This is a genomic window from Klebsiella grimontii (genome assembly GCF_042137965.1).
GTDB lineage: Bacteria > Pseudomonadota > Gammaproteobacteria > Enterobacterales > Enterobacteriaceae > Klebsiella > Klebsiella grimontii.
The window spans coordinates 4843109-4868845 of the sequence record NZ_CP169721.1; the positions used below are offsets into that span (position 1 = coordinate 4843109).

Consider the following 25737-nt stretch of genomic DNA (forward strand, 5'->3'; position numbering starts at 1 on the left):
TCTTGCCGATGAAGATCATTTAATGTTGGTGGGTTGTTAAGCGTAATTTATTATAATTAATTAAGCTCCCCGCTTTAATAATCTCCCGCTCTGATGCGGTTAATCCCTCCATATAAAGCGAGATCTCTTTAACGGGATGCTGAGGGCTAATCACGAAGGCGGTAATTTGACTCATATTGGTTTCCAAAGCGGACTTGATTCCCGGGATATAGATGAAGTCGCCCACTTCAAATTCCGGCAGCGCCTCCATCTGCAGCGGCAGCATCCCCCAGTTGATAACGTTTGAACGATAGCGCTTGGTCGCATACTGCTGGGCAATATTCGCCAGGCCGCCGAGGACTCTCTGGCAGCTGGCGGCCTGCTCGCGCGCGGAACCATCGCCGGGTTTTACCGCATACACCATACTGCCTATCTCCGTCTGCTCGAGGGTGACATTTTCCTGTCCCGGCAGCTGTCGGATCCGGGAAAAAACCGCCTCAAGCTCCGGCTCCAGACGACAAGGGTTGTCGCCTGTCATCCGCCTTGTTTCCAGAGCGGCAATCTTCTTACTGCGGCCAACGTAGCCCGGGTCGCGTCGTGAAAGGGTAAACTCGGCCAGCCCTAAAGGATTGGAGCGGAATGAAGAGGTTTCTCCTGATGGAATAAGTTCATCGGTGGTGGTCACCGGATCCATTATCTTTGAGGTCACGTTTAACAGAATATTTTCCGTTAGCGCACTCATCTCCGGCCAGTCTTTAATATTCGGACCATAAATCAGCGATTGTTGCGTCGCCCCCTTAATAAAGCCTTGATAAACGCGATTTTTATAAGGCGAAGCATCAAATTCATACTGCGGAATGTTTTCCCAGCAATCGAGTTCGCAAGCCGATGTCAGCACGCCCCCATTGGCTGCCGTCGCCGCAATGGAGCGGGCATCCATCAGCGCGACAGCCGACATTTGCCCATTCCCCGGTTTTGACCCTTCCCGGTTTGGAAAATTACGCGTCGTGTGGCGAATGCTTAATCCGTTATGCATGGGCGTATCGCCTGCGCCAAAACAGGGTCCACAAAATGCGGTGCGCATAATCGCGCCGGCGCTCAACAGCGCGCTGGTCATGCCTTTTTTAGTCAGGTCCATTAATACCGGTTGGGAAGAGGGATATATCGACAGAGAGAAAGCGTTGTCACCACAGGAGCGGTTTTTTAGGGCATGCGCCGCTTCGACCACGTTAACATAATTTCCGCCGGCGCAACCGGCGATAATTCCCTGCTGAATCCGCAGTTTGCCATTTTCGATTTTATCCCGCAGGGTGAGCGCTGCGCGTCCCTGGGAAATTTTATCGGCCGCCGTTTCGACCTCATGCAAAATATCCTGCAAATTGTCATTAAGCGTATCAATTTCATATACGTTGGCGGGATGAAAGGGCAAGGCGATCATCGGCTTGATGCTACTTAAGTCCACTTCTATGCAGCCATCATAGTAAGCCATCTCTTTTGCCGAGAGCGGACAATAGTCCTGCTCCCTGCCATGAATGCGTAAGTAGTGTTTGGTCTCTTCATCGGTTTGCCAGATAGAGGATAAACACGTGGTCTCCGTTGTCATCACATCCACGCTATTTCTGAAGTCGGTAGACATCGTCGCCACGCCCGGGCCAACAAACTCCATAATTTTATTTTTCACGTAACCGCGCTCAAACACCGCGCCAATGATCGCCAGGGCAATATCCTGAGGGCCAACGCCGGGAGAGGGTTTACCCGTCAGATACACCGCAACTACCTCTGGATAATCAATATCCCAGGTCTCACCGAGCAGCTGCTTAACTAATTCTCCGCCCCCCTCGCCAACCGCCATCGTTCCCAAAGCGCCATAGCGGGTATGGCTGTCTGAGCCCAGGATCATTTTCCCGCCGCCGGCCATCATCTCACGCATATATTGATGAATAACGGAAATATGGGGCGGGACATAAATGCCGCCGTACTTTTTCGCTGATGACAAGCCAAATATATGGTCATCGCTATTGATCGTGCCGCCGACGGCGCAAAGGGAGTTATGACAATTCGTTAAAACATATGGCAATGGAAAACGCTCCATGCCTGATGCCTTAGCGGTCTGGATGATGCCCACAAAAGTAATATCGTGGGAAGCCATTGAATCAAATTTAATTTTTAACTTATGATCATCCCCTGACGTATTATGGGCGGAGAGAATCGACCATGAGATCGTTCTCTTGCGCGCCTCCTCCTTCTCCTCTACCGCGGCTGAACGATTATCAGCACAAATAATACCATGCTGATGCGAGATATAGACTCCATGGTCATATAATTTAATCATGACATATATCCTTAGATGTAGAAAAAATCACGCCTGAGCGATTAGCCCTACTTTTTAAAAGATCGCTGGCCGCGATTAATAAAATGGAAAGAAAATGGGCAACAAAATAAAGCTAACAATTACCGATATCAAAATAAGCGGCAAACCAACTTTTACATAATCGACAAACTTATATCCGCCGGCGGAAAAAATCATCATATTGGCAGGCGTTCCCACTGGCGTCGCATAAGCGCATGAACAGCCGATAACAATCGCCATTAACACCGCCCGGGGATCGGCGCCCATCGAATGGGCAATAGACAGGCCAATCGGCATTAATAAAGCCGCCGTTGCCGTATTTGACATAAAATTGGTTAAAATACAGGAGATGATTAATACGGCGCTTAAAAGTAAGAAAGGCGAGGCCTGGTGTCCGAGCAAGTCTATTATTGAGCGCGCCATGATCGCGCCAGCGCCGGTGGTTTCCAGTGCCTTTGCTAATGCCAGAGTACCGCCGAACAGGAAAATCGTCTGCGAGTCGATGGCCTGGTAGGCCTGTTTTTCAGTAATCACCCGGGTAATAACCAACGATAAAGCGCCAATTGAACCAATAATCGCGATCGGCAAACCAATGCGCTTTTCGAAGATCATGCCCAATACCGTCGCGATCAATACCGACAGCGCAATCACCTGCTTATACGTCGGGCAATCGACCGTCCTGATGCTTTCAGCGCCGTGCTTCTGAAGCGTATTTTTGCCGGGTAATATCCGGTAGCCGATAGTCACAAAATAGAGAATACCGCAGGCTAACATGGGAATACCTAACTTAGCGTATTCAAAAAAACCGAAACTTTGGCCAACCTGTTCCAGCGCCGATTGCGCGATCAGGTTGCCGGGTGAACCGATCAGCGAAAGATTACCGCCCAACGCCGAGGCAAACGCCAGCGGCATAAGAAGCCGGGAGCGGGCGTACCCTGATTTAATCGCTGCGCCTATTACCACAGGAATTAAAACCGCCGCCGTGCCGGTATTGGACAAGACTCCGGAAAGGAGCCCACAGACTAACATAATGATGACAATGAGCTGCTTTTCGCTCCGCGCATAACGCGTCACAATACCGCCAATCTTATCCGTTACGCCGGTTTCAAATAAGGCGCCGCCGACCACAAACATTGCCACAAACAAAATGACATTTTGATTAATAAAACCGGAAAAAGCCGTTTGCACATCAAAAACGCCGGTAACCACCAGAGTAATACAAACAATCATGGCCGTTACAGCCAGCGGGATTTTTTCCCATACAAACATTACTATAGAAAAAACCAATAGCGACAATGTAATCGTAACTGGAGACATAAATATATCACACCTCACCTTATCAAAGGCCATATAATCATATTTAAAATCAGGTAACTTCACCCACACTTAAACGCTCAAATAAAAAGAGCAGATAAGCCACATGCCGCTCTGAATAATAAACCTTGCCCCTGGGCACCCTGTGATGCCCAGCTAAGCTATCATTTTCTCAAAAAATGTTTAAATTACCTTCCAGGCGATTAATATTTCCCACCACCATACTCCTAGCGTGATTTGCAGGAGGAAAGTAAGTAACGCTAATATCCCACCGATAATCCACCATGATTTAATATCATTATAGCCAACGCCAAAAATAACTGGCCCTGCCGCCCCGCCGTAGTGGGTTACCATGCCACCATAAGAGTTGCTGAAGAGTAAGGCGAGCGCAGTTAGCATGACCGGTGCGCCAGAAACGTTCGCCAGCATAGCAAAAACGGGAACCATCGCCACAATATAAGCGCTGCCTGACGCAAAGAAGTAACGCACTAAAATGCTTAAGGCAACAATAACGATGAAAGCGACATTACCATGACCGTTAAATGAAATATTATTTTTTAATAAATCAGCCAACCATAAGAAAAAGCCAACTTTGGAGAGCAGGGAACTTAAACCAATAATACCGCCGTACCATATGAGCGTATTCCATCCCCCCTTATTCTTAATCACGTCATCCCAGGTGACGATTCTCAACACCAGCATTAACGCCATAACGCCGATCGCCACGGTAGACTCATTCACTCCCAGCGATTGACTAAATACCCAACCGCCAAGCGCAAGAACAAAGAGGCAGGACAGCATCTTTTCACGTAGCGTCATTGGCCCCAAAGCTTCCATACCGGCTTTGGCGATCTTTTTGTTATCGACTTTCTTCAGTTCTGGCGGGTAAAGCTTGTAGGTAATCAGCGGCGTCAACAGTAACATGATAATTCCGGGTAATCCGGCCGCCAGCGCCCATCCTCCCCAGCTCAATTTTATATGGCAAATATCTTCGATCATTTTTAGCGCAAGTATATTTCCGGCCATCGCGGTGAAGAACATATAGCTGGTCGTTTTGGTCACCATATAGACGTTCAGCATGAGATAATGACCAACGCGTTTTGCGCTGCGCTCCGGCTCGGACCCAAGAGCGACGGCAACACTGTTAATAATCGGCAGTACAATTCCGCCTGCACGCGCTGTATTTGAAGGCGTCGCGGGCGCCAGGATCAGGTCAAGGAAGGCGGTAACGTAGCCCAGACCCAACGTCGTACTGCCAATTTTGCCGATCAGAATATATGCAATTCTTTTACCCAATCCGGTAATGACAAATGCCGCGCTCAGGGTAAATGCAGAAAACACCAACCAGGTGGTACCTGATGAATATCCGCTTAACACGCTGGCCGCTTTTATCGAACCGTCGCCTAAATTTCCCACAACCACCATTGATGCGGCCACCGCGATCAGCAGGACCACGGGCTCAGCAAAAGGTTTAATGACTAACCCGACAATCGCGGCCAGATAGATACCGGATAATACCCAGGCAAGTTTTGATAACCCTTCTGGCGCTGGGAATAAACTGATGAGTAACGGTATTGCTATTATAACAAGCAGTTTCCATAATTTATTCTTTTGCATTTCCATTCCTTCCCTGCAATCAATATGTAAGGATGCTGGTGAAACGTATTCACATCACTCCCTCCCCGATTCCGGGTATTTTTATAGATACTCAGAGAGTGGGTATTTATTCGGGAATGTAAACCGTTCCTGAAAGGATCTTCCGCGCAGTACGAATAACCGAAGCCCGGATATCTTCTGGGCGTTCAGTCGTCTGGCTTAAGTCGACTTCAATACCGCCGCTGGGGTGTTCGACTTTAATGATTCCGTCGCCTGATAGCTTCGTCAGTTCATTAGCAATGGTTTTCGGAATAATACATGCGCTTGCCAGACCGATAGCACCGGTAATCGCCAGCGATTTATGGCAATTATGCGGCATAAAATAGCGTACGTTTATACTTCCGCCGCTTAATGCAGGAGAAATCAGAACCGGTTTTGGGATAACCATATTCGTTACATCCCCAAACCCCATCGCCTTACCGGCCTGGATACGAATAGATTCAAGCGATTTTAATAACCCGCTATCCCGATCTAATTCACTCGCAGATTCATATCCGGTTTTGCCCAGACTCTGAGCCGGGATCACCACCATGGGCATCGCCATATCAATACAGGTCACTCGTACATCATCGAATACGTCCATACGATTACCCGTCGGGAAAAGGCGTCCGGATTTGGCCCCCGCCGCATTCAAAAAAGTCAATGCAACCGGCGCGGCGCGCCCCGGAACGCCATCGATTTGGCTATCCCCTTCATAGATAACCTTGCCGTCAGGTGTTTGAACGTCAGCGTCAATAAAAGTATTGGTGTTCACGTTTCTTATACGCACTCGCGTAACCGGAGACGCCGCCTCAACTAACCCATGTTCAATCGCAAACCCGCCTACCGCACACAGCATATTGCCGCAGTTTGGCGTTGTATCCACCCGCCGTTCATTAACGATGACCTGAACAAACAGATAATCGATATCCGCTTCTTCGCTAAGCGATTGACTGATAATCGCCACCTTACTGGTTTGTGGGCTCCCTCCGCCAATGCCGTCAATTTCCAGCTCATGACCCGAACCCATGATGGCTAATAAGCAGTCATCACGTTTCTGAATATCCTTGGGTAAATCATCTGCTAAAAGAAAGGCGCCTTTCGATGTCCCACCACGCATTAATACACAGGGAATGCTCTTCATAGCATGTTCCTTATTCGCTAAGAAATAGAAGAATGGTGTAAAACGGCTCCGTGAATTTAATTGGTTTTATGTTTTTTAAGATTTTTATTTACTTAATTAACGGCCAATATCAATCACCTCAGGCATTTTACAAATTCATTCTACTTGCCAGAATCTCACCGGTTGATAAAATTTTGCCATAACAGTTATTCCTGCTGAGTATTAATAAAAAAGCATTCCCGCTTAATAATGACTAGTCATCTACATAGAGAAACGCTTATTAACCCCTACGGAGCAATAATGAAAAATGAACTATCCGGTATGAAAGCTTTTGTCACGGTTGCGGAGCTAGGCTCATTTAGTAAAGCAGCCGAGCAGCTCAACCTCACGCAACCCGCGCTGACTAAAAAGATAAAAAAAATAGAGGATAATCTGAATATTGCGCTGCTCGAACGAACCACGCGAAAAATTGCGCTTACTCAGGCCGGAAAAATGCTTCTCCCAAAGGCCAAAGCGTTGATTGCCAGCCTTGATGCGGCAATATTTAACCTCAACGATTTAACGTCTCAAATACATGATACGGTAACGCTATCTTGCATTCCGACCGCCGTATTTTACTTTTTACCGCGTGCTATCGTGCTATTTAACCAAAGCTATCCCAACATCAAAGTACGAATTTATGAACAAGGTATAGAAACGTGCATGAACTCGGTACGCAAAGGCGATGTTGATTTTGGAATAAACATGAACTTCATCACATATCCAGACATCGATTTTATCCCTCTGGTGAATGAACCTTTTGTTCTGGCGTGTCGGCAAGACCATCCGCTGGCGGGGAGACAATTAGTTGAATGGCGGGAACTGGTGAGCCAAACCTTAATCGGGGTAAGGAAATCAAGCGGCAACAGACAGTTAATCGAGAAATGCCTGGCTGATAAGCCCTGGCGACTGGATTGGTTTTATGAAGTCCGACACTTGTCGACCTCGCTCGGTCTTGTCGAAGCCGGGTTGGGCGTCTCGGCGCTCCCCTGCCTGGCGATGCCCCATAGCGGCAACAGCACCGTCGTGAGCGTTCCGCTTGTCGAGCCGGTGATCCGGCGCACGCTGGGTATGATCCGCGTAAAGAACCGGCCCCTTTCCGCGGCGGCAGAACGATTAGCGTCGCTATTACTGCTGATGTGGACCGATGAAGCGGGCACGCTATGGCGCAACGTCGTCGACCCCATTCAGAGCACCTGAGCGCCATGCCCGGCCGCTTCGTTACCGGGCTAGGGTGCCAGCGCAATCACCTCGGCCGCCCAGCGCTGAAATCCTTCGACATCCAGCCCCAGCGCCACCTGCGCATTTGCCGGTTGGCCCAGTTTGCCTTCGATATCCACCACCGTGGTGCCTGAGGTCCATATGCCCTGGGTTTCTACCGCCACAAAGCACGGTGCAAGGGTAAACAGCTGCGGACGGACCAGCCAGGCAATCGCGCACAGGTCGTGCATACGCAGCCCGCTGCTCATGCTCCCGCTACGGTAGTGGCTAAACAGCGCGTGCAGCATCTTTCCGGTCTGATTAAGCGTCGGCAGAGTGGCGAGATACGCCGGCGCCAGCATCGCCTGATTGGTGACATCCAGCCCGCACATAACGATCTCCAACCCGCTGCTGAACACTTTAGCCGCCGCTTCCGGGTCGATGGCGATGTTAAATTCCGCGTTCGGCGTAAAGTTACCGCGCCCGGCGGAGCCGCCCATAATCACCAGACGACGGATGTTAAAACGGCATTCAGGGTACTGGGTCAGCAATAGCGCGATGTTGGTTAACGGGCCAATCGCCACCAGCGTCATCGGCTCCGGAGCGTGCATCAGCGCGTCGCGGATCGCCTGAAACGCCGGTTTCGCCAGCGGCTGACGGTGATGTTCAACAAAATCGTAGCCTTCCATCCCGGATTCGCCGTGCACGGAAGCGGCGTCGCGCAGCGGGCGAACCAGCGGCATCGACGCCCCCTGGGCCAGCGGGACATCAGCGTTCCAGAAATGCAGAAGCTGCAGGGCGTTGCGGGTCGTTTTCTCCACCGATACATTCCCCGCGACCGTGGTCATCAGCTGCAGATCCAGCTCGGGGGCGAACAGCGCGGCGGCAATCGCCGCGGCGTCATCAATGCCGGGATCGGTATCCAGAATGATAGGTAAGCGCATAGTTTCTCCATAAAAAATGCCAGACGTTAAGCCTGGCATCTTCTCATACTGCGGCGGAAAAGAACTTACTCTACTTCACGGACGTCTACGCGCAGCTCTTTCGGCACCTCGAAAACGATGTTCTCTTCGCGCCCTTCCAGCGGCACCGCTTCGCCGCCGCCCAGCTCCTGCAAACGCGTAATCACGTTCTGGACCAGAATATCCGGCGCCGAAGCGCCCGCGGTGACGCCGACGCACTGCGCTTCTTTCACCCACGCTTCCTGGATATCGGTCGCGTCGTCGATCAGATAGGCCGCTTTCCCCATCCGCTGAGCCAGCTCGGCCAGACGGTTAGAGTTAGAGGAGTTCTTCGACCCTACCACCAGCACCACATCGGCCTGCCCGGCCAGCGCGCGGACGGCTTCCTGACGGTTAGTCGTGGCATAGCAGATATCATCTTTGCGCGGCCCGACGATTTTCGGGAAACGCTCGCGCAGAGCGTCAATCACGTCGGAGGTATCGTCGACGGAGAGCGTCGTCTGGGTCATAAACGACAGCTTAGCGTCGTTTTTCACGTCCAGCGTCCAGACATCGTCCGGCGATTCCACCAGGTACATTCCCCCCTGCGGGTTGCTGTACTGGCCCATGGTACCTTCGACTTCCGGATGACCGGCGTGACCAATCAAAATGGATTCTTCGCCGCGACGGCTGGCGCGGGCGACTTCCATATGCACTTTGGTGACCAGCGGACAGGTGGCGTCAAACACCGTCAGATCGCGGCTTTTCGCCTCGTTGCGAACGGCCTGAGAGACCCCGTGGGCGGAGAAGATCAGGATTGCGCCGTCCGGCACTTCGCTAATCTGCTCAATAAAAATCGCGCCGCGCTGCCGTAGGCTATCGACAACATAGCGGTTGTGCACAACTTCATGACGCACGTAGATCGGCGCGCCGTATAGCGTCAGCGCGTTTTCAACAATGCTGATAGCGCGGTCAACGCCTGCGCAGAAGCCGCGCGGGTTAGCCAACAGAATCTGCATCTTACCCCTCCAGCGCCGGATCGATCTCCAGCACTTCAACATCAAAATGAACGGTACGCCCGGCCAGCGGATGGTTGAAATCAACGGTGATCGAATCGCCGTTCACTTCGCGGATCACGCCGGGCATTTCGCTGCCATCCATTGCGGTAAAGAGCATAATCGCGCCGATTGAAGGCTCGCCCGCGTCGATAAATTCCCGGCGCGAGAAGTATTGGATCAGGTCCGGGCTCGGTACGCCAAACGCGGCGTCCGGCTCCAGCGAAAAGGTGGTTTTATCCCCTTCTTTCAGCCCCAGCAGATGCTGTTCAAGACCTTCAGAAAGCGAGGTATCGCCCAGGCGAAACAGCGCGGGTTTACCGTTATTGCGGGTTGACTCTGCGGTGGAGCCATCGTCGAGCTTTAAGGTGAAGTGCACCAGCACCGCACTGTTGCTCTGTACTGATTTAGACATGCAGGTTGCTCACTAGTTTTGCCCGGCGGCGATGGCGCCGCCGGGCGAGTTTTGTTACGCCTGTTTCTTCGCAGCCGCGTTCGGTAAGAAGCCTTCCAGCACGATCAGCGCCGCGCCGATACAGATAGCGGTATCGGCAAGGTTGAAGGTGGCGAAGTGCCAGTCCCCGACGTAGAAATCGATCATATCGACGACAAAACCATGCCACAGCCTGTCGAATAAATTCCCCAGCGCGCCGCCAATAATCAGCGCATAGGCAATGTTATTCAGCTTTTGCGTCGCCTTAGAACGATACATCAGCACCGCGAGGATCACGCAGATACCGATAGCGATACCGGCGAAGAACCAGCGCTGCCAGCCGCCGCTGTCGGCGAGGAAGCTAAAAGCCGCGCCATAGTTGCGCGCATAGTGCAGATTAAGCGATGGGAACAGCGATACCGTATCCCCCAGAACGAAGTTCTGGAGGATCAGGAATTTACTGCCTAAATCGATAATCAGCACGGCTACGACGACCCACAGCCAGCGTAGCCCCGTTGAACAAATCGGTTTACTCATCAGGCAAACTTACGTTTTTCGCCGTCACCGGCGATGTTGCTGACACAGCGTCCGCAGATATCCGCGTGTTCCGCCACCTTGCCGATATCCGTGGTGTAATGCCAGCAGCGCGGGCACTTGTCACCTTCGGCTTTGCTCAGCACGACTTTCAGGCCTTTCAGCAGCTCACTCTGCCAGGCGTCGGCCGGAGCCTGCGCATAATCGGCAACTTTCGCCCCTGAGGTCAACAGGACAAATCGTAATTCGTCGCCCAGCGCGTTGAGCTTCGCCGCCAGATCGGCATCGGCGTACAGGGTCACCGCCGCCTCCAGCGAGCCGCCAACCTGCTTATCCGTACGCGCCTGTTCGATAACCTTGTTGACTTCGCCGCGCACCTTCAGCAGCGCGTCCCAGAAACCGTCGTTCATCGCTTCGTCAGCGTCCAGGCCAAACAGGCCGGTATACCATTCGCCGGTAAAGACGTATTTCTCGCGGTCGCCCGGCAGGTAACCCCAGATTTCGTCAGCGGTGAAGGACATGATCGGCGCCATCCAGCGCACCAGCGCTTCGGCAATATGGTACAGCGCAGTCTGGCAGCTACGACGCGCGATGCTGTCGGCCTTGGTGGTGTACTGGCGGTCTTTAATGATATCGAGCCAGAACGAGCCCATTTCGATGGAGCAGAAGCGCATCAGGCGCTGCACCACTTCGTGGAAATCGTAAGATTCGTAGGCTTTGACGATATCGTCCTGAGCCGCTTGCGCGCAGCCTACAGCCCAGCGGTCCAGTACGACCATCTCTTCCGGTTTCACCATGTCTTTTGCCGGGTCGAAGCCGTTGAGGTTCGCCAGCAGGAAGCGCGCGGTGTTACGGATACGACGATAGCTGTCGGCGGCGCGTTTGAGGATCTCGTCGGAGACGGCCATTTCGCCGGTATAGTCGGTGGAAGCCACCCACAGGCGCAAAATATCCGCACCCAGCTTGTTCATCACGTCCTGCGGCGAAACGGTGTTGCCGATGGATTTGGACATCTTGCGGCCCTGACCATCAACGGTAAAGCCGTGGGTCAGTACCTGGCGGTAAGGCGCTTTGCCCTTCATCGCGGTAGAGATCATCAGCGAGGACATAAACCAGCCGCGGTGCTGGTCGGAACCTTCCAGATACATGTCGGCGGCGTGACCGGTAAATTCCGGACGCACGTCAACAACGGAGGAGTGGGTCGACCCGGAGTCAAACCACACGTCCAGCGTATCCGGCACCTTCTCGTAGCTATCCGCATCGGCGCCGAGGATATCGCGGGAATCGAGATCCCACCACGCCTGGATGCCGTCAACTTCTACGCGTTTGGCGACTTCTTCCATCAGCTCCAGCGTACGCGGGTGCAGCTCTTGCGTCTCTTTATGCACGAACAGCGACATCGGTACGCCCCAGGTGCGCTGACGAGAGATACACCAGTCAGGACGGTTGGCGACCATCGATTCGATACGCGCCTGGCCCCAGTCCGGGATCCACTGCACGCCTTTGATTTCGGAAAGCGACTGCGCGCGCAGGCCTTTTTGATCCATGCTCACGAACCACTGCGGCGTGGCGCGGAAGATGATCGGCGTTTTGTGGCGCCAGCAGCACGGGTAGCTGTGCTGCATTTTTTCAACGTGCAGCAGCGCGCCTTTTTCTGACAGCAGCGCAACGACAACATCGTTAGCTTTGAAGACGTTTACGCCGTCCAGCGTCGGGTAAGTTCCCGGCAGGTAGGCGCCGTCCGGACCAACCGGGTTAGCGACTTCCAGACCATATTTTTGACCGATGACATAGTCATCCGGACCGTGGCCTGGCGCGGTATGTACCGCACCGGTACCCGCGTCCAGCGTGACGTGATCGCCCAGGATCGCCGGGACGTCGAAATCGAGGAACGGATGCTTAAAGCGCATCAGCTCCAGCTCGGCGCCGTTCACCACCGCCAGGATGGTGTAATCAGCAATGCCGGCGCGCTTCATCACGCTTTCGACCAGGTCTTTCGCCAGGATCAGCGCCTGATCGTCAACCTGCACCAGCGCATAGTCAAACGCCGGGGAGAGGGAGATGGCGCGGTTCGCCGGCAGGGTCCACGGGGTGGTGGTCCAGATAACCAGAGAAACCGGGCCGTTAACGTCGGCCACGCCGAATTTCGCCAGCACCGCCGCTTTATCGGTCGCGTGGAACGCCACGTCGATGGACGGGGAGGTTTTGTCGTAATACTCGACTTCCGCTTCCGCCAGCGCTGAGCGGCAGTCTACGCACCAGTGCACCGGCTTAGCGCCTTTGTGCAGGTGGCCGTTGCCGATGATTTTACCCAGCGCGCGGATGATGTTGGCTTCGGTTTTGAAGTCCATGGTCAGGTACGGGTGCGACCAGTCGCCGAGCACGCCCAGACGGATAAAGTCTTTACGCTGTCCGTCAACCTGGGTGGCGGCGTATTCGCGGCACTTGGCGCGGAACTCGGCGGCGGTGAATTTCTCGCCCGGCTTGCCGTACTCCTGCTCCACTTTCAGCTCGATCGGCAGACCGTGACAGTCCCAGCCCGGTACGTACGGGGAGTCATAGCCCGCCAGCCCTTTGGACTTAACGATAATGTCTTTCAGAATCTTGTTAACCGAGTGACCAATATGAATGCTGCCATTCGCATAAGGAGGGCCATCATGCAGAATGAAGGTTTTTTTGCCTTTTTTGGCTGCACGAATGATGCCGTACAGGTCATCATCGGTCCAACGCGCCAGCATTCCCGGTTCACGCTTGGCGAGATCGCCGCGCATCGGGAACCCTGTTTCCGGCAAATTCAGGGTCGATTTATAGTCACTCATCAGATTCTCGGTTCCGTATTTCGGTTTGATAAACACCGTCAGGGTTATGCCTGCCCGGTTAGCCCAAAGAAGTCGCGGGCCGTTAACTCATCACGTGCGATTTGCGTTTTTAGTTCATCAAGCGACGCAAATCGCTGCTCGTTACGTATTTTTTTACGCAGTATTACATCTATATGGCGACCGTAGAGGTCCATTACAACATCCAGGAGATGAACTTCCAGCTGCTGACGCACGCCGGATACCGTTGGACGAGTACCAATGTTGGCGACGCCCATAAACGATTTGTCGCCAAGCCCTGTCACTTCTACCGCATAGACCCCTTTTACCGGGGAAACCTGACGGCGCAGCGGTAAATTCGCCGTCGGGAAGCCTATTGTGCGCCCGAGCTCATCGCCGTGCACTACGCGCCCGGAGATGGTAAACGGATGCCCCAGCAGCGTCTCCGCGAGGGGCAGATCGTCGTCAGCCAGCGCCTGGCGCACCGCCGTGCTGCTGATGCGCACGCCGCCTTCACAGAAGGTTTGGGTGCTGGTGACGTCAAAGCCATACTCCACGCCGGCTTTTTGTAATAACAAGAAATCCCCCTGGCGACCCGCGCCAAAGCGGAAATCATCGCCAACGGCGAGGAACTGGACGCCCAGCTGGCGGACCAGCAGTTCGCTGATAAAGTCCTGGGCGGTCAATGCGGCAAAGCGCCGATCGAAGCGCACGCACAGGACGTAATCGACGCCGCTTTCGGCCAGATAGTTCAGCTTCTCACGCAGGCGCGTTAATCGCGCTGGCGCTTTATCGGCGGCAAAAAGCTCAAGCGGCTGTGGTTCAAAAATCATCACCACCACCGGTAAGCCACGCTGGCGACCTTCTGCGCGCAAACGCTGCAATAATGCCTGGTGCCCGCGATGCACGCCGTCAAAATTTCCAATGGTCAGCACGCACCCGTGCGGGGCCTGACTGAGATTATGTATGCCGCGTATCAGCTTCATGTCTGGCTCAAAACAGTGAAAATCGTCCGAGTATACCTTGTACAACTGGCGACGTTAACCAGCGATTGCACCTCTTCACTGAAAGATCCCGGTAATTCATTCACTCAGCGCGAGATTGCGGGAAAATCTCTCCGGCATCGTCGATTTTTATGGTCGAAAGGCTGTATTCGCCAGCAACAAGCTGGTAGAATCTTGCGCCATCACTACGTAATGAAGCGTTGTTAGTTTGAACGACGCTTATTTGCACAAATCCATTGACAAAAGAAGGCTAAACGGGCATTCTCCTCGGCCTTTGAATTGTCCATATAGAACACATTTGGGAGTTGGACCTTGGCTAATATCAAATCAGCTAAGAAGCGCGCCGTTCAGTCTGAAAAGGCCCGCAAGCACAACGCTAGCCGTCGCTCTATGATGCGTACTTTCATCAAGAAAGTATACGCAGCTATCGAAGCTGGCGACAAAGCTACTGCACTGAAAGCATTTAACGAAATGCAACCAATCGTGGACCGTCAGGCTGCTAAAGGTCTGATCCACAAAAACAAAGCTGCGCGTCATAAAGCAAACCTGACCGCTCAGATCAACAAACTGGCTTAATCGCCAGCGCGTTGTCGCTTTGAAAAAAACCCGCGAAAGCGGGTTTTTTTATGTCTGCCATTTATGACGCTGGATCCTGGACCCGGCCTCGGCATTGTCCTCGTGCAGCCCTACGCCTGAGGTGGCGTAAAAAGCGCCGAATAGTCACGGTTACAAATCCGCTGCACCGCCGGATGCTGGATCATTCGTTCCGCAAAGATGGCGTGATACTCTTCCATGACGTTGTCCATGCGCCCGATCTCAACTATCGATTCATCGCTATAGAAATCATGCGCATATAGCGTCGGCGCAACGAAAATCGCATTGTGCGCCGCGCCGAAGGCCTTCATCAACGCCGCATCGTCAAACTCGCCCAGAATTTCCACCTGCAGCCCCTGCGAGTTAAACCAGTTGAGCAGCTTGCGCCCTAACATGGAACGACGGCCGGGGATCAGCAGACGACGTTCTTCCAGGCAGCCCGGGAAGGGTTTTTCCGGCGGCGGATTCATGCACCAGAAGCTCACGCTGCACTCGCCGATTTTTACCGAAAATAGCCCTTCCTGCTGAGTGGAGTCGATGGGGCAGTCGGAGATGATCATATCGAGCTTATGCTGGCTTAGCTGCTCAAGCAGCATTTCATGGGTCGACTCGAAACAGCGTAAATGGATCTGTTCGTTATCGACGACGGCGGCATCCAGTACACCGCTGACCAACCGTTTCGACAGCGCGTCCGCGACGCCAACATCAAACAGCAGATTCGACTCTTTACGATAGTTAACGATGTCGAGCATTTCCTGGCTTAGCGTAAACATACGATCCGCGTAGCGGAACACAAGCTCACCGAGTTCGCTGGGCTCCAGCCCTCTTCCTTTGCGCTTGAACAGCTTCCCCTGCAGGCGCTCTTCCAGGGCTTTAATTTGCCCGGTAATGGTCTGCGGCGTCAGGAACAGCGCTTCCGCGGCGCCGACAACGGAGCCTTCTTTGTAGACGTGCCAGAAGTAGTACAGGTGATTGTAGTTGATATGCGACATGCTTCTCTCCCTGATAATGTCCTGGAGAGCCGTAGCCGGCTCTCCGTGAGATGTTAAGCCGCGTAGCCCGAATCCGTTACGCGCTTACGCAATATGATGTATCCCGTGACGGCCGATAGTATCGATCCAATCAGGATGCCAAGCTTAGCCCAGTTGATCAATCCGGGGTCTACGCTGCCGAAGGCCAAAGTGGCAATAAAAATCGACATCGTGAAGCCAATACCACACAAAATGCCGACCGCCATAATCTGCTTACAGGTAGTCCCTTCAGGCAACGAGGCCCATTTCAGCTTCAGCGCCAGCCAGCAGAACACGCTAATGCCCAATGGCTTACCGATAAACAGCCCGGCGATAATACCCAACGGCAGCAGCGAGGTCAGCCCTTCCAGCGTGACGCCTTGCAAAGACACACCCGCGTTAGCGAAGGCGAAAAGCGGCAGGATCAGGAACGCTACCCATGGATGCAGAACGTGCTCAAGCTGCTTCGCCGGTGATTTACCGTTCTGCTCTTTTAGCGGGATCATAAAGCCGACGATGACGCCAGCCAGCGTGGCATGAACCCCCGATTTCAGCACCGCGGTCCACAGTATGGCGCCGACCAGGATATAGATACCGGTCCGCCTTACGCCACACAGATTTAACGCCGCCAGCACAATAATGGCTCCGGCAGCGACAACCAATGACACCACGGAAAGATCGTGCGTATAGAACAGCGCAATAATAATGATGGCGCCCAGATCGTCGATGATAGCCAGCGCCATCAGAAAAATCTTCAGCGCAGCGGGAACCCGATTACCCAACAACGCCAGTACGCCAAGCGCGAAGGCAATATCGGTCGCCGCCGGAATCGCCCAACCCTCTCTGGCAATCGGATCCTGGCCGTTAAACGCGAGGTAGACCAGCGCCGGAACCACCATTCCGCCCAGCGCCGCGACGACCGGAAACACAGCCTGTCGACGGCTGGCCAGCGCCCCTTGATTCATTTCACGCTTCACTTCGAGGCCGATAAGCAAGAAAAATACCGCCATCAGCGCGTCGTTAATCCACAACAGCATGTTCTTGTTGATCTCAAGCGCGCCAACCTTTAGCTGAACCGGCGTCTCAAGGAAAGCATGATACCAACCGCTGGTCAGACCGACATTAGCCATCAGCATAGCCAGCGCCGCGGCGATGATAAGAATGATGCCCCCGGAGGCATCACTACTAAAAAAACGATGCAGATGTTTCACTTTTTATAATCTCTTTCTGGGGAATACTTCGTAATTACTATCCTACTCCGCCTGAATCATCGTTAAAATTAGATTATACATGATAAATGGATCGGTTTTTACGAACTATAAAACCCACAACTGGTGATGTCATAGCGATAACCTGCGCCATTAGTTATCTCATTTTTGTAATAACCTGAGATCATCGTCGCTTCAAAAGCACGGTTTTCGTTTCAGGTTCAATCTCCTGCAAGATCAGATATGGAGATTAACGATAAGATGCACAATCCAGCTGTCATTATCCGCTGGCAGCAGGATTTTGTTATCATCCCGGGAGCGGAAATTACCGTTATCAAGGACCATCAACTCAACGATTCCCGAACTGTCGTTCGCGAGCTCCACAACCTGGTGCTGCCGGCCGTTTCCATCTCACGGTCCGCAGCGTATCCAGCGACATGAACAGTTTTGCATGCGGGTTATACCGGTACATTTCCAGCGTAATACGCGGAAAGATAATAGTTTTCGGCAATGCCAGTGCTTCCACCGTCGGGATCAGCCCGTCTTTATCCCTGACGAAAAGTTGCTCATTATAAAAAAGCTGTAGCCTGGTTAGCGCGATGGAAACAGCCGCCGACGTTTCGGATAATCGTTTTGATGCTTTTGTCACATTCCCTGCCGATATAACGGCATCCAGCACTTTCACCAGATTATAATCAACCTCTTTTTAAAATTTCCTGAATTCCCCCCTGAAATAAATACAATACAAATAATTATTTAAGCAATGCACATCATATATATAAAGGTATTTTGAGCACTATATCGCTCGTCTTGCATGCATTTTTTCAAGGTGTTTACGGTAGATAAAATAAAATCAAAGATGACCCAGGAAAAAGAAAATTACCATAAAAAACAAAGAATAACATTACCACCAAAAAATCGAATATTTATTACCGAGGAAACACTTTTTATTGCCAATACGTAAGATATAAAAAAACCCGAAATAAATTTCGGGTTTTTTTATATAAAGTGATGATTAACGCGTCAAATCATCGAAAAATTTCTTCACACCGTCGAAGAAACTTTTGGAGCGTGGACTGTTCTTCTCGCCCGTCGGCCCGCCAAAGCTTTCCTGAAGATCTTTCAGCAGCTGCTTTTGTTTATCGTTAAGACCAACCGGCGTTTCGACCACCACGCGGCACAGCAGATCGCCCTGCGCGCCGCCGCGCACGGACTTCACGCCTTTGCCACGCATCCGGAACAGCTTCCCTGTCTGCGTCTCGCCAGGCACCTTAAGGTTCACGCGACCGTCCAGCGTCGGGACCTCAATCTCGCCGCCGAGAGCGGCCATGGTGAAGTTAATCGGTACTTCACAGTACAGGTTGTTGCCTTCACGCTCGAAAATGGCGTGCTGCTTAACCTGAACCTGAACATACAGATCGCCTGCTGGCGCGCCGTGCTCACCGGCTTCACCTTCGCCAGCCAGACGAATACGGTCACCGGTATCGACGCCCGCCGGAATTTTAACCGACAGCGTTTTGGTTTTCTCTACGCGACCATGACCATGGCATTTATTGCACGGATCTTTGATCAGCGTACCGCGTCCCTGACAATGCGGACAGGTCTGCTGAACGGCGAAGAAGCCCTGGCGCATCTGCACCTGACCCGCACCGTGGCAGGTAGGACAAGTCTGCGGCTGGCTTCCTGCTTTGGCGCCGCTGCCGTGACAAACGTCGCACTCTTCTAGCGTCGGAATGCGGATCTCTTTAGTGACTCCGCGAACCGCCTCTTCTAAGGTCAGATCCATGTTGTAGCGCAGGTCTGCGCCGCGCGATGCGCGCTGGCGACCACGACCGCCGCCAAAGATATCGCCGAAAACATCGCCAAAGATATCGCTGAAATCCGCGCCGCCGCCAAAACCGCCGCCGCCCCCGCCCATACCGCCTTGCTCAAAGGCGGCGTGGCCGTACTGATCGTAGGCTGCGCGCTTCTGGGCATCGGTCAGGACTTCATACGCTTCTTTGATTTCTTTGAATTTAGCTTCAGCCTCTTTATCGCCCTGGTTACGGTCCGGGTGATACTTCATGGCCAGGCGCTTATACGCCTTTTTGATTTCACGCTCTTCCGCCGATCTGGAAACGCCTAAAATCTCGTAATAGTCTTGCTTTGCCATTGGTGTTTTTCAGCCCCTTAACATGCGTGCACGGGCGGAGAGGAAACCTCTTCGCCCGTGCCAGTGTTTTACCCGTTCAAAGGGCGATTATTTTTTGTCTTTCACTTCTTCGAACTCAGCGTCAACAACATCGTCGTCCTTCGCGTTGCTCTCGGAAGCGTCAGCGCCGCCAGCCTGCTGCTGAGCGTGCTGCTGCTGCGCGATTTCCATCAGCTTCTGAGAAGCCTGAGCCAGCGCCTGCATTTTCGCTTCAATATCAGCTTTATCTTCACCTTTCAGCGAAGTTTCCAGCGCGGTCAACGCAGACTCGATAGCGGTTTTATCGTCAGCCGGCAGCTTGTCGCCTGCTTCCTCAACCTGCTTACGCGTGCTGTGCAGCAGGTGGTCACCCTGGTTGCGGGTCTGTACCAGCTCTTCAAACTTACGGTCAGCTTCCGCGTTCGCTTCAGCATCGCGAACCATTTTCTGAATCTCTTCTTCGTTCAGACCAGAAGACGCTTTAATGGTGATCTTCTGCTCTTTACCGCTGTTTTTGTCTTTCGCGGAAACGTGCAGGATACCGTCAGCATCGATATCGAAGGTCACTTCGATCTGCGGCATACCGCGCGGCGCCGGGTTGATACCATCCAGGTTGAACTGACCCAGTGATTTGTTATCAGAGGCGCGTTTACGCTCACCCTGAATAACATGGATGGTTACCGCGGACTGGTTGTCTTCAGCGGTAGAGAACACCTGGCTGTGCTTGGTCGGGATCGTGGTGTTCTTATTGATCAACGCAGTCATCACGCCGCCCATGGTTTCGATACCCAGAGACAGCGGGGTAACGTCCAGCAGCAGTACGTCTTTCACTTCACCGGTCAGGACACCGCCCTGTACGGCTGCGCCAATGGCGACGGCTTCGTCCGGGTTAACGTCTTTACGCGGTTCTTTACCGAAGAACTCAGCGACTTTTTTCTGCACCATCGGCATACGGGTCTGACCACCGACCAGGATAACGTCCTGGATATCGGATACGGACAGGCCAGCATCCTGCAGAGCAACTTTCAGCGGCTCGATAGAACGGTTAACCAGATCTTCAACCAGGCTTTCCAGTTTCGCACGGGTCACTTTGATGTTCATGTGTTTCGGACCGGTGGCATCCGCGGTGATGTACGGCAGATTGACGTCGGTCTGCTGAGCGGAAGAGAGTTCAATCTTCGCTTTCTCAGCGGCTTCTTTCAGGCGCTGCATAGCCAGCGGGTCGTTACGCAGGTCAATGCCCTGATCTTTCTTAAACTCGTCAACGAGGTAGTTGATCAGACGAGTATCGAAGTCTTCACCGCCCAGGTGGGTATCACCGTTGGTCGCCAGAACTTCAAAGGTTTTTTCGCCATCAACTTCGTCGATTTCGATAATGGAGATATCGAAGGTACCACCACCGAGGTCGTATACCGCGATGGTGCGGTTGCCGACTTCTTTATCCAGACCGTAAGCCAGCGCGGCGGCGGTCGGTTCGTTGATGATACGTTTGACTTCCAGACCTGCGATACGGCCGGCGTCTTTAGTTGCCTGACGCTGAGCATCGTTAAAATAAGCAGGTACGGTGATAACCGCTTCAGTTACTGGTTCACCCAGGTAATCTTCAGCCGTTTTCTTCATTTTCTTCAGCACTTCAGCAGAGATCTGCGGCGGTGCGGTTTTGGTGCCTTTCACATCAAGCCATGCGTCGCCATTGTCTGCGGCAACGATTTTATACGGCATGATAGAAACGTCACGCTGGACTTCTTCGTCCTGGAAGCGGCGGCCAATCAGGCGTTTAATCGCAAACAGGGTGTTTTGCGGGTTTGTCACTGCCTGACGTTTAGCCGGCTGACCAACCAGAGTTTCACCATCCTGGGTATAGGCAATGATAGAAGGCGTGGTGCGATCGCCTTCGGCGTTCTCCAGCACGCGTGCAGTAGTGCCATCCATAATCGCTACACAAGAGTTGGTAGTACCCAGGTCGATACCAATAATTTTACCCATCTAAACGTCTCCACTAAAAATTCAGTCAACATGTGGTTGTGAACCTGTAATAAGGGCGAAACGTGCGGTTTCAACTGCCCAGACATCATTTTTTTTCAGGTTCATTCACTGCGGTTGACTACAAGATGGGGTCACCCGCCGCTTCATCAAGGGGGGGATACAAAAAATTTTTGTCCTGATCCTGCCGCAGAGGGGGACCGGGCATCAGAAGAAGGCCGAAAAGCGGGTTTAAAAATGCACAATATATAATGAATAAAAATAATTAAATTAAAATTCATTCATATTGTAATTGACATAATCCGCAATGATTACGCGCTAAAGACAATAAAGTTCTGGTGATAAAATATTTATCACTGATAACACATCAAATAATAAGGAAATCCTCATGAAATCACTCATTCATATATCAGCAGGATTATTGTTAAGCGCCGCGTTAATCACTTCCGTTTCCGCTAACGATCATAAAATTTTAGGCGTTGTCGCCATGCCGCGAAATGAGACTAACGATCTCACCCTGAAGCTGCCGGTTTGCCGGGTGATTAAGCGAATCCAGCTCACCGCCGATCGCGGCGATATCCAGCTTTCCGGCGCGACGGTGTACTTTAAAGCCAGCAATAGCGCCAGTCAGAACCTCAGCGTGCCGTCAACCATCAAAGAAGGGGCAACCAGCGACTGGATTAACATTAATAGCGACAACGATAACAAGCGCTGCGTTAAAAAAATCGCTTTTTCCGGCCACACTATTAACTCTTCTGACATGGCTTCGCTAAAAATCATTGGCGACGATTAATATCACTGTTCACATTATCTGAGATTTATGAAAATTAATTATCTGGATGATGAAGACCTCTCTTTTCTTCATCGCTGCAGCGAAGAGCATCTGGAAACATTCACCAGAATTCTGACCCACAATGAGAATGGTAAGCCGCGCCTTTCAAGCGCGCTATTGCGTAATGAAAATTTTCAGGCGATGGCCGGGCATCCTGAGCGCTATCGTCGCAACTGGCAGCTTATTGCCGGCGAGCTCCAGCACTTTGGCGGCGACAGCATCGCCAACACGCTGCGTCGTCACGGAAAGTTCTACCGGGAAATTTTGCTGGACGTCTGCAAGAGGCTAAAAATCAAAGTAGAAAAACAGATGTCTACGCCGGAAATCGAGCAGTATCTTCTGGAGCATTTTCTGGAACATAGCTGGAAGAAGATGGACGATCGGCAGAAGGCTGACTTTTTCATTGCCGTTGAGTGTCGGGTCAACGAGCATAAAGAGATACTCCCCTTTCTGCTACAGACGAATAAGCTGGCGCAGGGCGTCTCGCATCTTCTCGAGGCCCGGCTGACGAAGATCCTCCGCACGCACGCCGCCGTTAGCGTAATCGGCCACGGTTTGGTGCGTGGAGCCGGACTTGGCGGCCCTCTCGGCGCCGCGTTTAATGGCGTCAAAGCCGTGAGCGGCAGCGCTTATCGCGTGACCATTCCGGCCGTGTTGCATATTGCCTGTTTGAGGCAAATGACCAGACTTCATCAGGTGAAAAATGAAATTGGTGAAAAATACCCCGCCAGATCATAGACAGTAACGCAGCGCCTAATTATTATGCCGCGCCCCGCCGCTGAGTGGCGGGGAATGCTTCCCTTTCTAATCATTATTTTGAGGAATTATGGGCAACACTAAGTTGGCTAATCCGGCACCGCTGGGCCTTATGGGCTTCGGCATGACCACTATTCTGCTTAACCTGGCAAATAGCGGCCTGTTCGCGTTTGATGTAGCTATCCTGGCGATGGGCATTTTTTACGGCGGCATTGCGCAGATTTTTGCCGGTCTGCTGGAATTTAAAAAAGGCAACACTTTTGGTTTAACCGCATTCACGTCTTACGGCGCTTTTTGGCTGACACTGGTTGCCATTCTTTTGATGCCGAAAATGGGGCTTGCAGAAGCGCCTAATGCGCATTTCCTCGGTATGTACCTTGGATTGTGGGGCATTTTTACCCTGTTTATGTTCTTTGGCACCCTGAAAGCCGCGCGTATGCTGCAGTTTGTATTTCTCAGTCTGACCGTGCTGTTCGCGCTGCTGGCGATTGGTCACCTGGCTGATAACGAAGGCATTGTGAAGATTGCAGGCTGGGTCGGTCTGGTCTGCGGCGGCAGCGCCATCTATCTGGCGATGGGTGAAGTGCTGAACGAACAGTTTGGCCGTACCGTTCTGCCAATTGGCGAAAAGCATTAATTAACTTCGCCGCCCGTCCGCGAGCGGCGAAGTAAGCCCTATCGATTTACGGCAGGCGCTGCAGTTCAGCTTTCGGCGCAGCGACCTGCTCATCCAGTCCCTGGCGTAGCCAAATCCCCAGCCCCAATCCCATAAACGACAGTGCCAGTACGTACCACGCGGGCGCCATCGGCGAAACGCCCATCAGCATGGTCACCGCAATCGGCGTCAGGCCGCCAAAGATGGCATAAGAGACGTTATAAGAGAATGAAATCCCGGTAAAACGCACTTCAGCCGGGAACGCGCGCACCATCACATAAGGAACCGCCCCTACCACGCCGACGCACAGGCCCACCGTACCGTAGAGCAGAAACAGACGCTGCGGGCTAGCGCCGGAAAGATGGTAGAAAGCCCAGCTTGCCGCCGCGAGGAATACGCTGCCGACAATAAACGTGCGGCTGGCGCCAAAACGGTCGGCGGCCAGGCCTGCCAGCAGGCAGCCGATACACAGCATGATGGTGGCGATACTGTTCGCCTGCAGGGTGATGGCGGGGGCAAAGCCGTAGTGTTTTTGCAGCCAGACCGGCGACATCAGGATCACCACCACCACGCCAGCGGATAAAAGCCAGGTCAGCAGCATTGAGACCGCCACCGCTTTCTGATGCTTCAGCGCGACGGCCTTAACCGGCAGCTCCTGCGCTAACGCCTTGCGCTGCTGCATTTCGAGGAAAACAGGCGTCTCCTGGAGCCAACGGCGCAGATACATGGCGACGAGCCCAAACGCGCCGCCCAGCAGGAATGGAATACGCCAGCCGCCCTCATGGATACCCTGCGGCGTCAGGTTGGTATTAATCAGCGTCGCCACGACCGATCCCAGCAGGATCCCAACCGTCAGGCCGGCGGTCAGCGTCCCGCAGGCGATACCGATTCTTTTTTCCGGTACATGCTCCGCCACAAAAACCCAGGCGCCGGGGACTTCGCCGCCAATCGCCGCCCCCTGAAGAATACGCATAAATAGCAGCAAAAGCGGCGCCACGATGCCCACCGACGCGTAGGTGGGCAGCAGGCCAATCGCCAGCGTAGGCAGCGCCATCAGTAAAATGCTCAGAGTAAACATTTTCTTACGCCCGACCAGATCGCCAAAGTGGGCCATAATGATGCCGCCAAGAGGACGCGCTAAATAGCCCGCCGCAAATATGCCGAAGGTCTGCACCTGGCGCAGCCATTCCGGGATATCCGCTGGGAAAAATAGCTCGCCGACGACGGCGGCGAAGAAGACAAAGATGATGAAATCGTAAAACTCCAGCGCGCCGCCGAGGGCGGCTAGCGTCAGCGTTTTATAATCCTGTCGATTCAGAGGTCGGGTGCAGTGTGACATAACGGGCAATCATCCAGAGGTATGAAGTTATTCTACGTACTGTGTAAAGTAAAAAACACTATATCGTAAATAAAACAACACACCACTGGTGATGCAGGTTATATCAGGAATACGATAAATTCAGGATAATGTTTCACGCCTGGCGCTTTTAGGACGGAAAGCTGCTACTACCTCGCCGTTTGTTTCCACATAAGGCCCCTCAAGTAGCTGTACACAATACGGTACACTTGCGAAAACGCCGTGCACCAGCACGTTACCTTCCGCATCTTTCACGCCTTCCAGCGTTTCCTCAATCGCCTTTGGCTGGCCGGGCAGGTTAAGGATCAGCGCCTGCTTGCGGATAACGCCAACCTGACGAGAAAGAATGGCCGTCGGTACAAAGTGCAGGCTCACCTGACGCATTTGCTCACCAAAGCCGGGCATCACCCGATCGGCAATCGCCAGCGTCGCATCCGGAGTGACGTCACGACGGGCCGGGCCCGTGCCGCCGGTAGTCAACACCAAATGGCAGCCCATTTCATCCACCAGCTCGCACAGCGTTTGCTCAATAATAACCTGTTCATCCGGGATCAAGCGGGTCTGCAATTCGAAAGGCGTGGAGAGCGCGCGGGCCAGCCACGCTTCAAGCGCGGGGATGCCTTTATCCTGATAGACGCCGCTGGAGGCGCGATCGGAAATGGAAACTAAGCCGATTCGTAAGGTGTTCATGATTATTCCGTTCAAACAGTATCAATAAACAGAATAATACACCGAAGGGGAGCAAGGCA

General features: G+C 52.8%; 21 protein-coding genes and 2 pseudogenes. 5 read left to right on the plus strand and 18 right to left on the minus strand.

Annotated elements, in window-relative coordinates; translation table 11 throughout:
• Positions 1-19 precede the first annotated feature (19 nt).
• From ACE3MN_RS22670 to ACE3MN_RS22685, 4 genes are all read right to left on the minus strand, one after another.
• Positions 20-2311: a hydratase gene (locus tag ACE3MN_RS22670; protein ID WP_004872286.1), complete on the minus strand. Its 2292-nt coding sequence runs from the start codon at positions 2309-2311 to the stop codon at positions 20-22.
• Positions 2312-2386: 75 nt separating this feature from the next.
• Positions 2387-3679, minus strand: coding sequence for an SLC13 family permease (locus ACE3MN_RS22675; protein ID WP_370512419.1), 1293 nt, complete (start codon positions 3677-3679; stop codon positions 2387-2389).
• Between the two features lie 147 nt (positions 3680-3826).
• Positions 3827-5260 (minus strand): anion permease, encoded by a 1434-nt coding sequence (locus ACE3MN_RS22680; protein WP_004872289.1) that lies wholly within the window; start codon positions 5258-5260, stop codon positions 3827-3829.
• A 106-nt stretch (positions 5261-5366) separates the two neighbouring features.
• Positions 5367-6422 (minus strand): 4-oxalomesaconate tautomerase, encoded by a 1056-nt coding sequence (locus ACE3MN_RS22685; RefSeq protein WP_004872291.1) that lies wholly within the window; start codon positions 6420-6422, stop codon positions 5367-5369.
• Between the two features lie 279 nt (positions 6423-6701).
• Here ACE3MN_RS22685 and ACE3MN_RS22690 point away from each other — a divergent pair, with 279 nt between their 5' ends.
• Positions 6702-7640 carry a LysR substrate-binding domain-containing protein gene (locus tag ACE3MN_RS22690; RefSeq protein WP_375364175.1) on the plus strand — a complete coding sequence of 313 codons (939 nt, stop codon included), beginning with the start codon at positions 6702-6704 and terminating at the stop codon, positions 7638-7640.
• A 29-nt stretch (positions 7641-7669) separates the two neighbouring features.
• On the opposite strand, the gene rihC is transcribed toward ACE3MN_RS22690, so the two are convergent.
• The 6 genes from rihC to ribF all read right to left on the minus strand — a co-directional run bounded on the left by rihC (position 7670) and on the right by ribF (position 14405).
• Positions 7670-8584, minus strand: coding sequence for a ribonucleoside hydrolase RihC (rihC, locus tag ACE3MN_RS22695; protein WP_024360374.1), 915 nt, complete (start codon positions 8582-8584; stop codon positions 7670-7672).
• Between the two features lie 65 nt (positions 8585-8649).
• Positions 8650-9600 (minus strand): 4-hydroxy-3-methylbut-2-enyl diphosphate reductase, encoded by a 951-nt coding sequence (gene ispH / locus ACE3MN_RS22700; RefSeq protein ID WP_049086835.1) that lies wholly within the window; start codon positions 9598-9600, stop codon positions 8650-8652.
• 1 nt (position 9601) lies between these two features.
• On the minus strand, positions 9602-10051 hold the full coding sequence (gene fkpB, locus ACE3MN_RS22705) for an FKBP-type peptidyl-prolyl cis-trans isomerase (protein ID WP_004872298.1): 450 nt from the start codon (positions 10049-10051) through the stop codon (positions 9602-9604).
• A 54-nt stretch (positions 10052-10105) separates the two neighbouring features.
• Positions 10106-10606 (minus strand): signal peptidase II, encoded by a 501-nt coding sequence (lspA, locus tag ACE3MN_RS22710; RefSeq protein ID WP_064411445.1) that lies wholly within the window; start codon positions 10604-10606, stop codon positions 10106-10108.
• Positions 10606-13422: an isoleucine--tRNA ligase gene (ileS, locus tag ACE3MN_RS22715; protein ID WP_004872303.1), complete on the minus strand. Its 2817-nt coding sequence runs from the start codon at positions 13420-13422 to the stop codon at positions 10606-10608. The genes lspA and ileS overlap by 1 nt, the downstream gene beginning before the upstream one ends.
• Before the next feature lie 44 nt (positions 13423-13466).
• Positions 13467-14405, minus strand: coding sequence for a bifunctional riboflavin kinase/FAD synthetase (ribF, locus tag ACE3MN_RS22720; protein WP_102650414.1), 939 nt, complete (start codon positions 14403-14405; stop codon positions 13467-13469).
• Positions 14406-14735: 330 nt separating this feature from the next.
• On the opposite strand from ribF, the gene rpsT reads away from it, so the two are divergent.
• Complete coding sequence (gene rpsT, locus ACE3MN_RS22725) at positions 14736-14999, plus strand: 30S ribosomal protein S20 (protein WP_003018940.1); 264 nt, start codon at positions 14736-14738, stop codon at positions 14997-14999.
• A gap of 110 nt (positions 15000-15109) precedes the next feature.
• On the opposite strand, the gene nhaR is transcribed toward rpsT, so the two are convergent.
• The 6 genes and pseudogenes from nhaR to dnaK form a co-directional block, all read right to left on the minus strand.
• The gene (nhaR, locus tag ACE3MN_RS22730; RefSeq protein WP_004872310.1) at positions 15110-16009 is read right to left on the minus strand and encodes a transcriptional activator NhaR; all 900 of its coding nucleotides are present in this window, start codon (positions 16007-16009) and stop codon (positions 15110-15112) included.
• A 53-nt stretch (positions 16010-16062) separates the two neighbouring features.
• The gene (nhaA, locus tag ACE3MN_RS22735) at positions 16063-17238 is read right to left on the minus strand and encodes a Na+/H+ antiporter NhaA (protein ID WP_024360379.1); all 1176 of its coding nucleotides are present in this window, start codon (positions 17236-17238) and stop codon (positions 16063-16065) included.
• A gap of 98 nt (positions 17239-17336) precedes the next feature.
• Positions 17337-17631 (minus strand): annotated as a pseudogene (locus ACE3MN_RS22740) (hypothetical protein); the annotation flags it as partial.
• A 118-nt stretch (positions 17632-17749) separates the two neighbouring features.
• A pseudogene (locus ACE3MN_RS22745) lies at positions 17750-17923 on the minus strand (LysR family transcriptional regulator); the annotation flags it as partial.
• A 327-nt stretch (positions 17924-18250) separates the two neighbouring features.
• A complete protein-coding gene (dnaJ, locus tag ACE3MN_RS22750) occupies positions 18251-19387 on the minus strand; it encodes a molecular chaperone DnaJ (protein ID WP_024360381.1) in 1137 nt (378 codons plus the stop codon).
• A gap of 87 nt (positions 19388-19474) precedes the next feature.
• On the minus strand, positions 19475-21391 hold the full coding sequence (gene dnaK / locus ACE3MN_RS22755) for a molecular chaperone DnaK (RefSeq protein WP_004128758.1): 1917 nt from the start codon (positions 21389-21391) through the stop codon (positions 19475-19477).
• Positions 21392-21776: 385 nt separating this feature from the next.
• Here dnaK and ACE3MN_RS22760 point away from each other — a divergent pair, with 385 nt between their 5' ends.
• The 3 genes from ACE3MN_RS22760 to satP all read left to right on the plus strand — a co-directional run bounded on the left by ACE3MN_RS22760 (position 21777) and on the right by satP (position 23613).
• On the plus strand, positions 21777-22181 hold the full coding sequence (locus tag ACE3MN_RS22760) for a DUF2541 family protein (RefSeq protein ID WP_049086827.1): 405 nt from the start codon (positions 21777-21779) through the stop codon (positions 22179-22181).
• Positions 22182-22208: 27 nt separating this feature from the next.
• The gene (gene msyB, locus ACE3MN_RS22765) at positions 22209-22958 is read left to right on the plus strand and encodes an acidic protein MsyB (protein WP_024360384.1); all 750 of its coding nucleotides are present in this window, start codon (positions 22209-22211) and stop codon (positions 22956-22958) included.
• 88 nt (positions 22959-23046) lie between these two features.
• Positions 23047-23613 (plus strand): acetate uptake transporter, encoded by a 567-nt coding sequence (satP, locus tag ACE3MN_RS22770; RefSeq protein ID WP_004132816.1) that lies wholly within the window; start codon positions 23047-23049, stop codon positions 23611-23613.
• Positions 23614-23659: 46 nt separating this feature from the next.
• On the opposite strand, the gene ACE3MN_RS22775 is transcribed toward satP, so the two are convergent.
• Together ACE3MN_RS22775 and mog are read right to left on the minus strand one after the other, a co-directional pair.
• Complete coding sequence (locus ACE3MN_RS22775) at positions 23660-24970, minus strand: MFS transporter (protein WP_024360385.1); 1311 nt, start codon at positions 24968-24970, stop codon at positions 23660-23662.
• Between the two features lie 120 nt (positions 24971-25090).
• Entirely contained in the window at positions 25091-25678 is a 588-nt protein-coding gene (gene mog / locus ACE3MN_RS22780; RefSeq protein ID WP_004098459.1) for a molybdopterin adenylyltransferase, read from the minus strand.
• Positions 25679-25737: the final 59 nt, after the last annotated feature.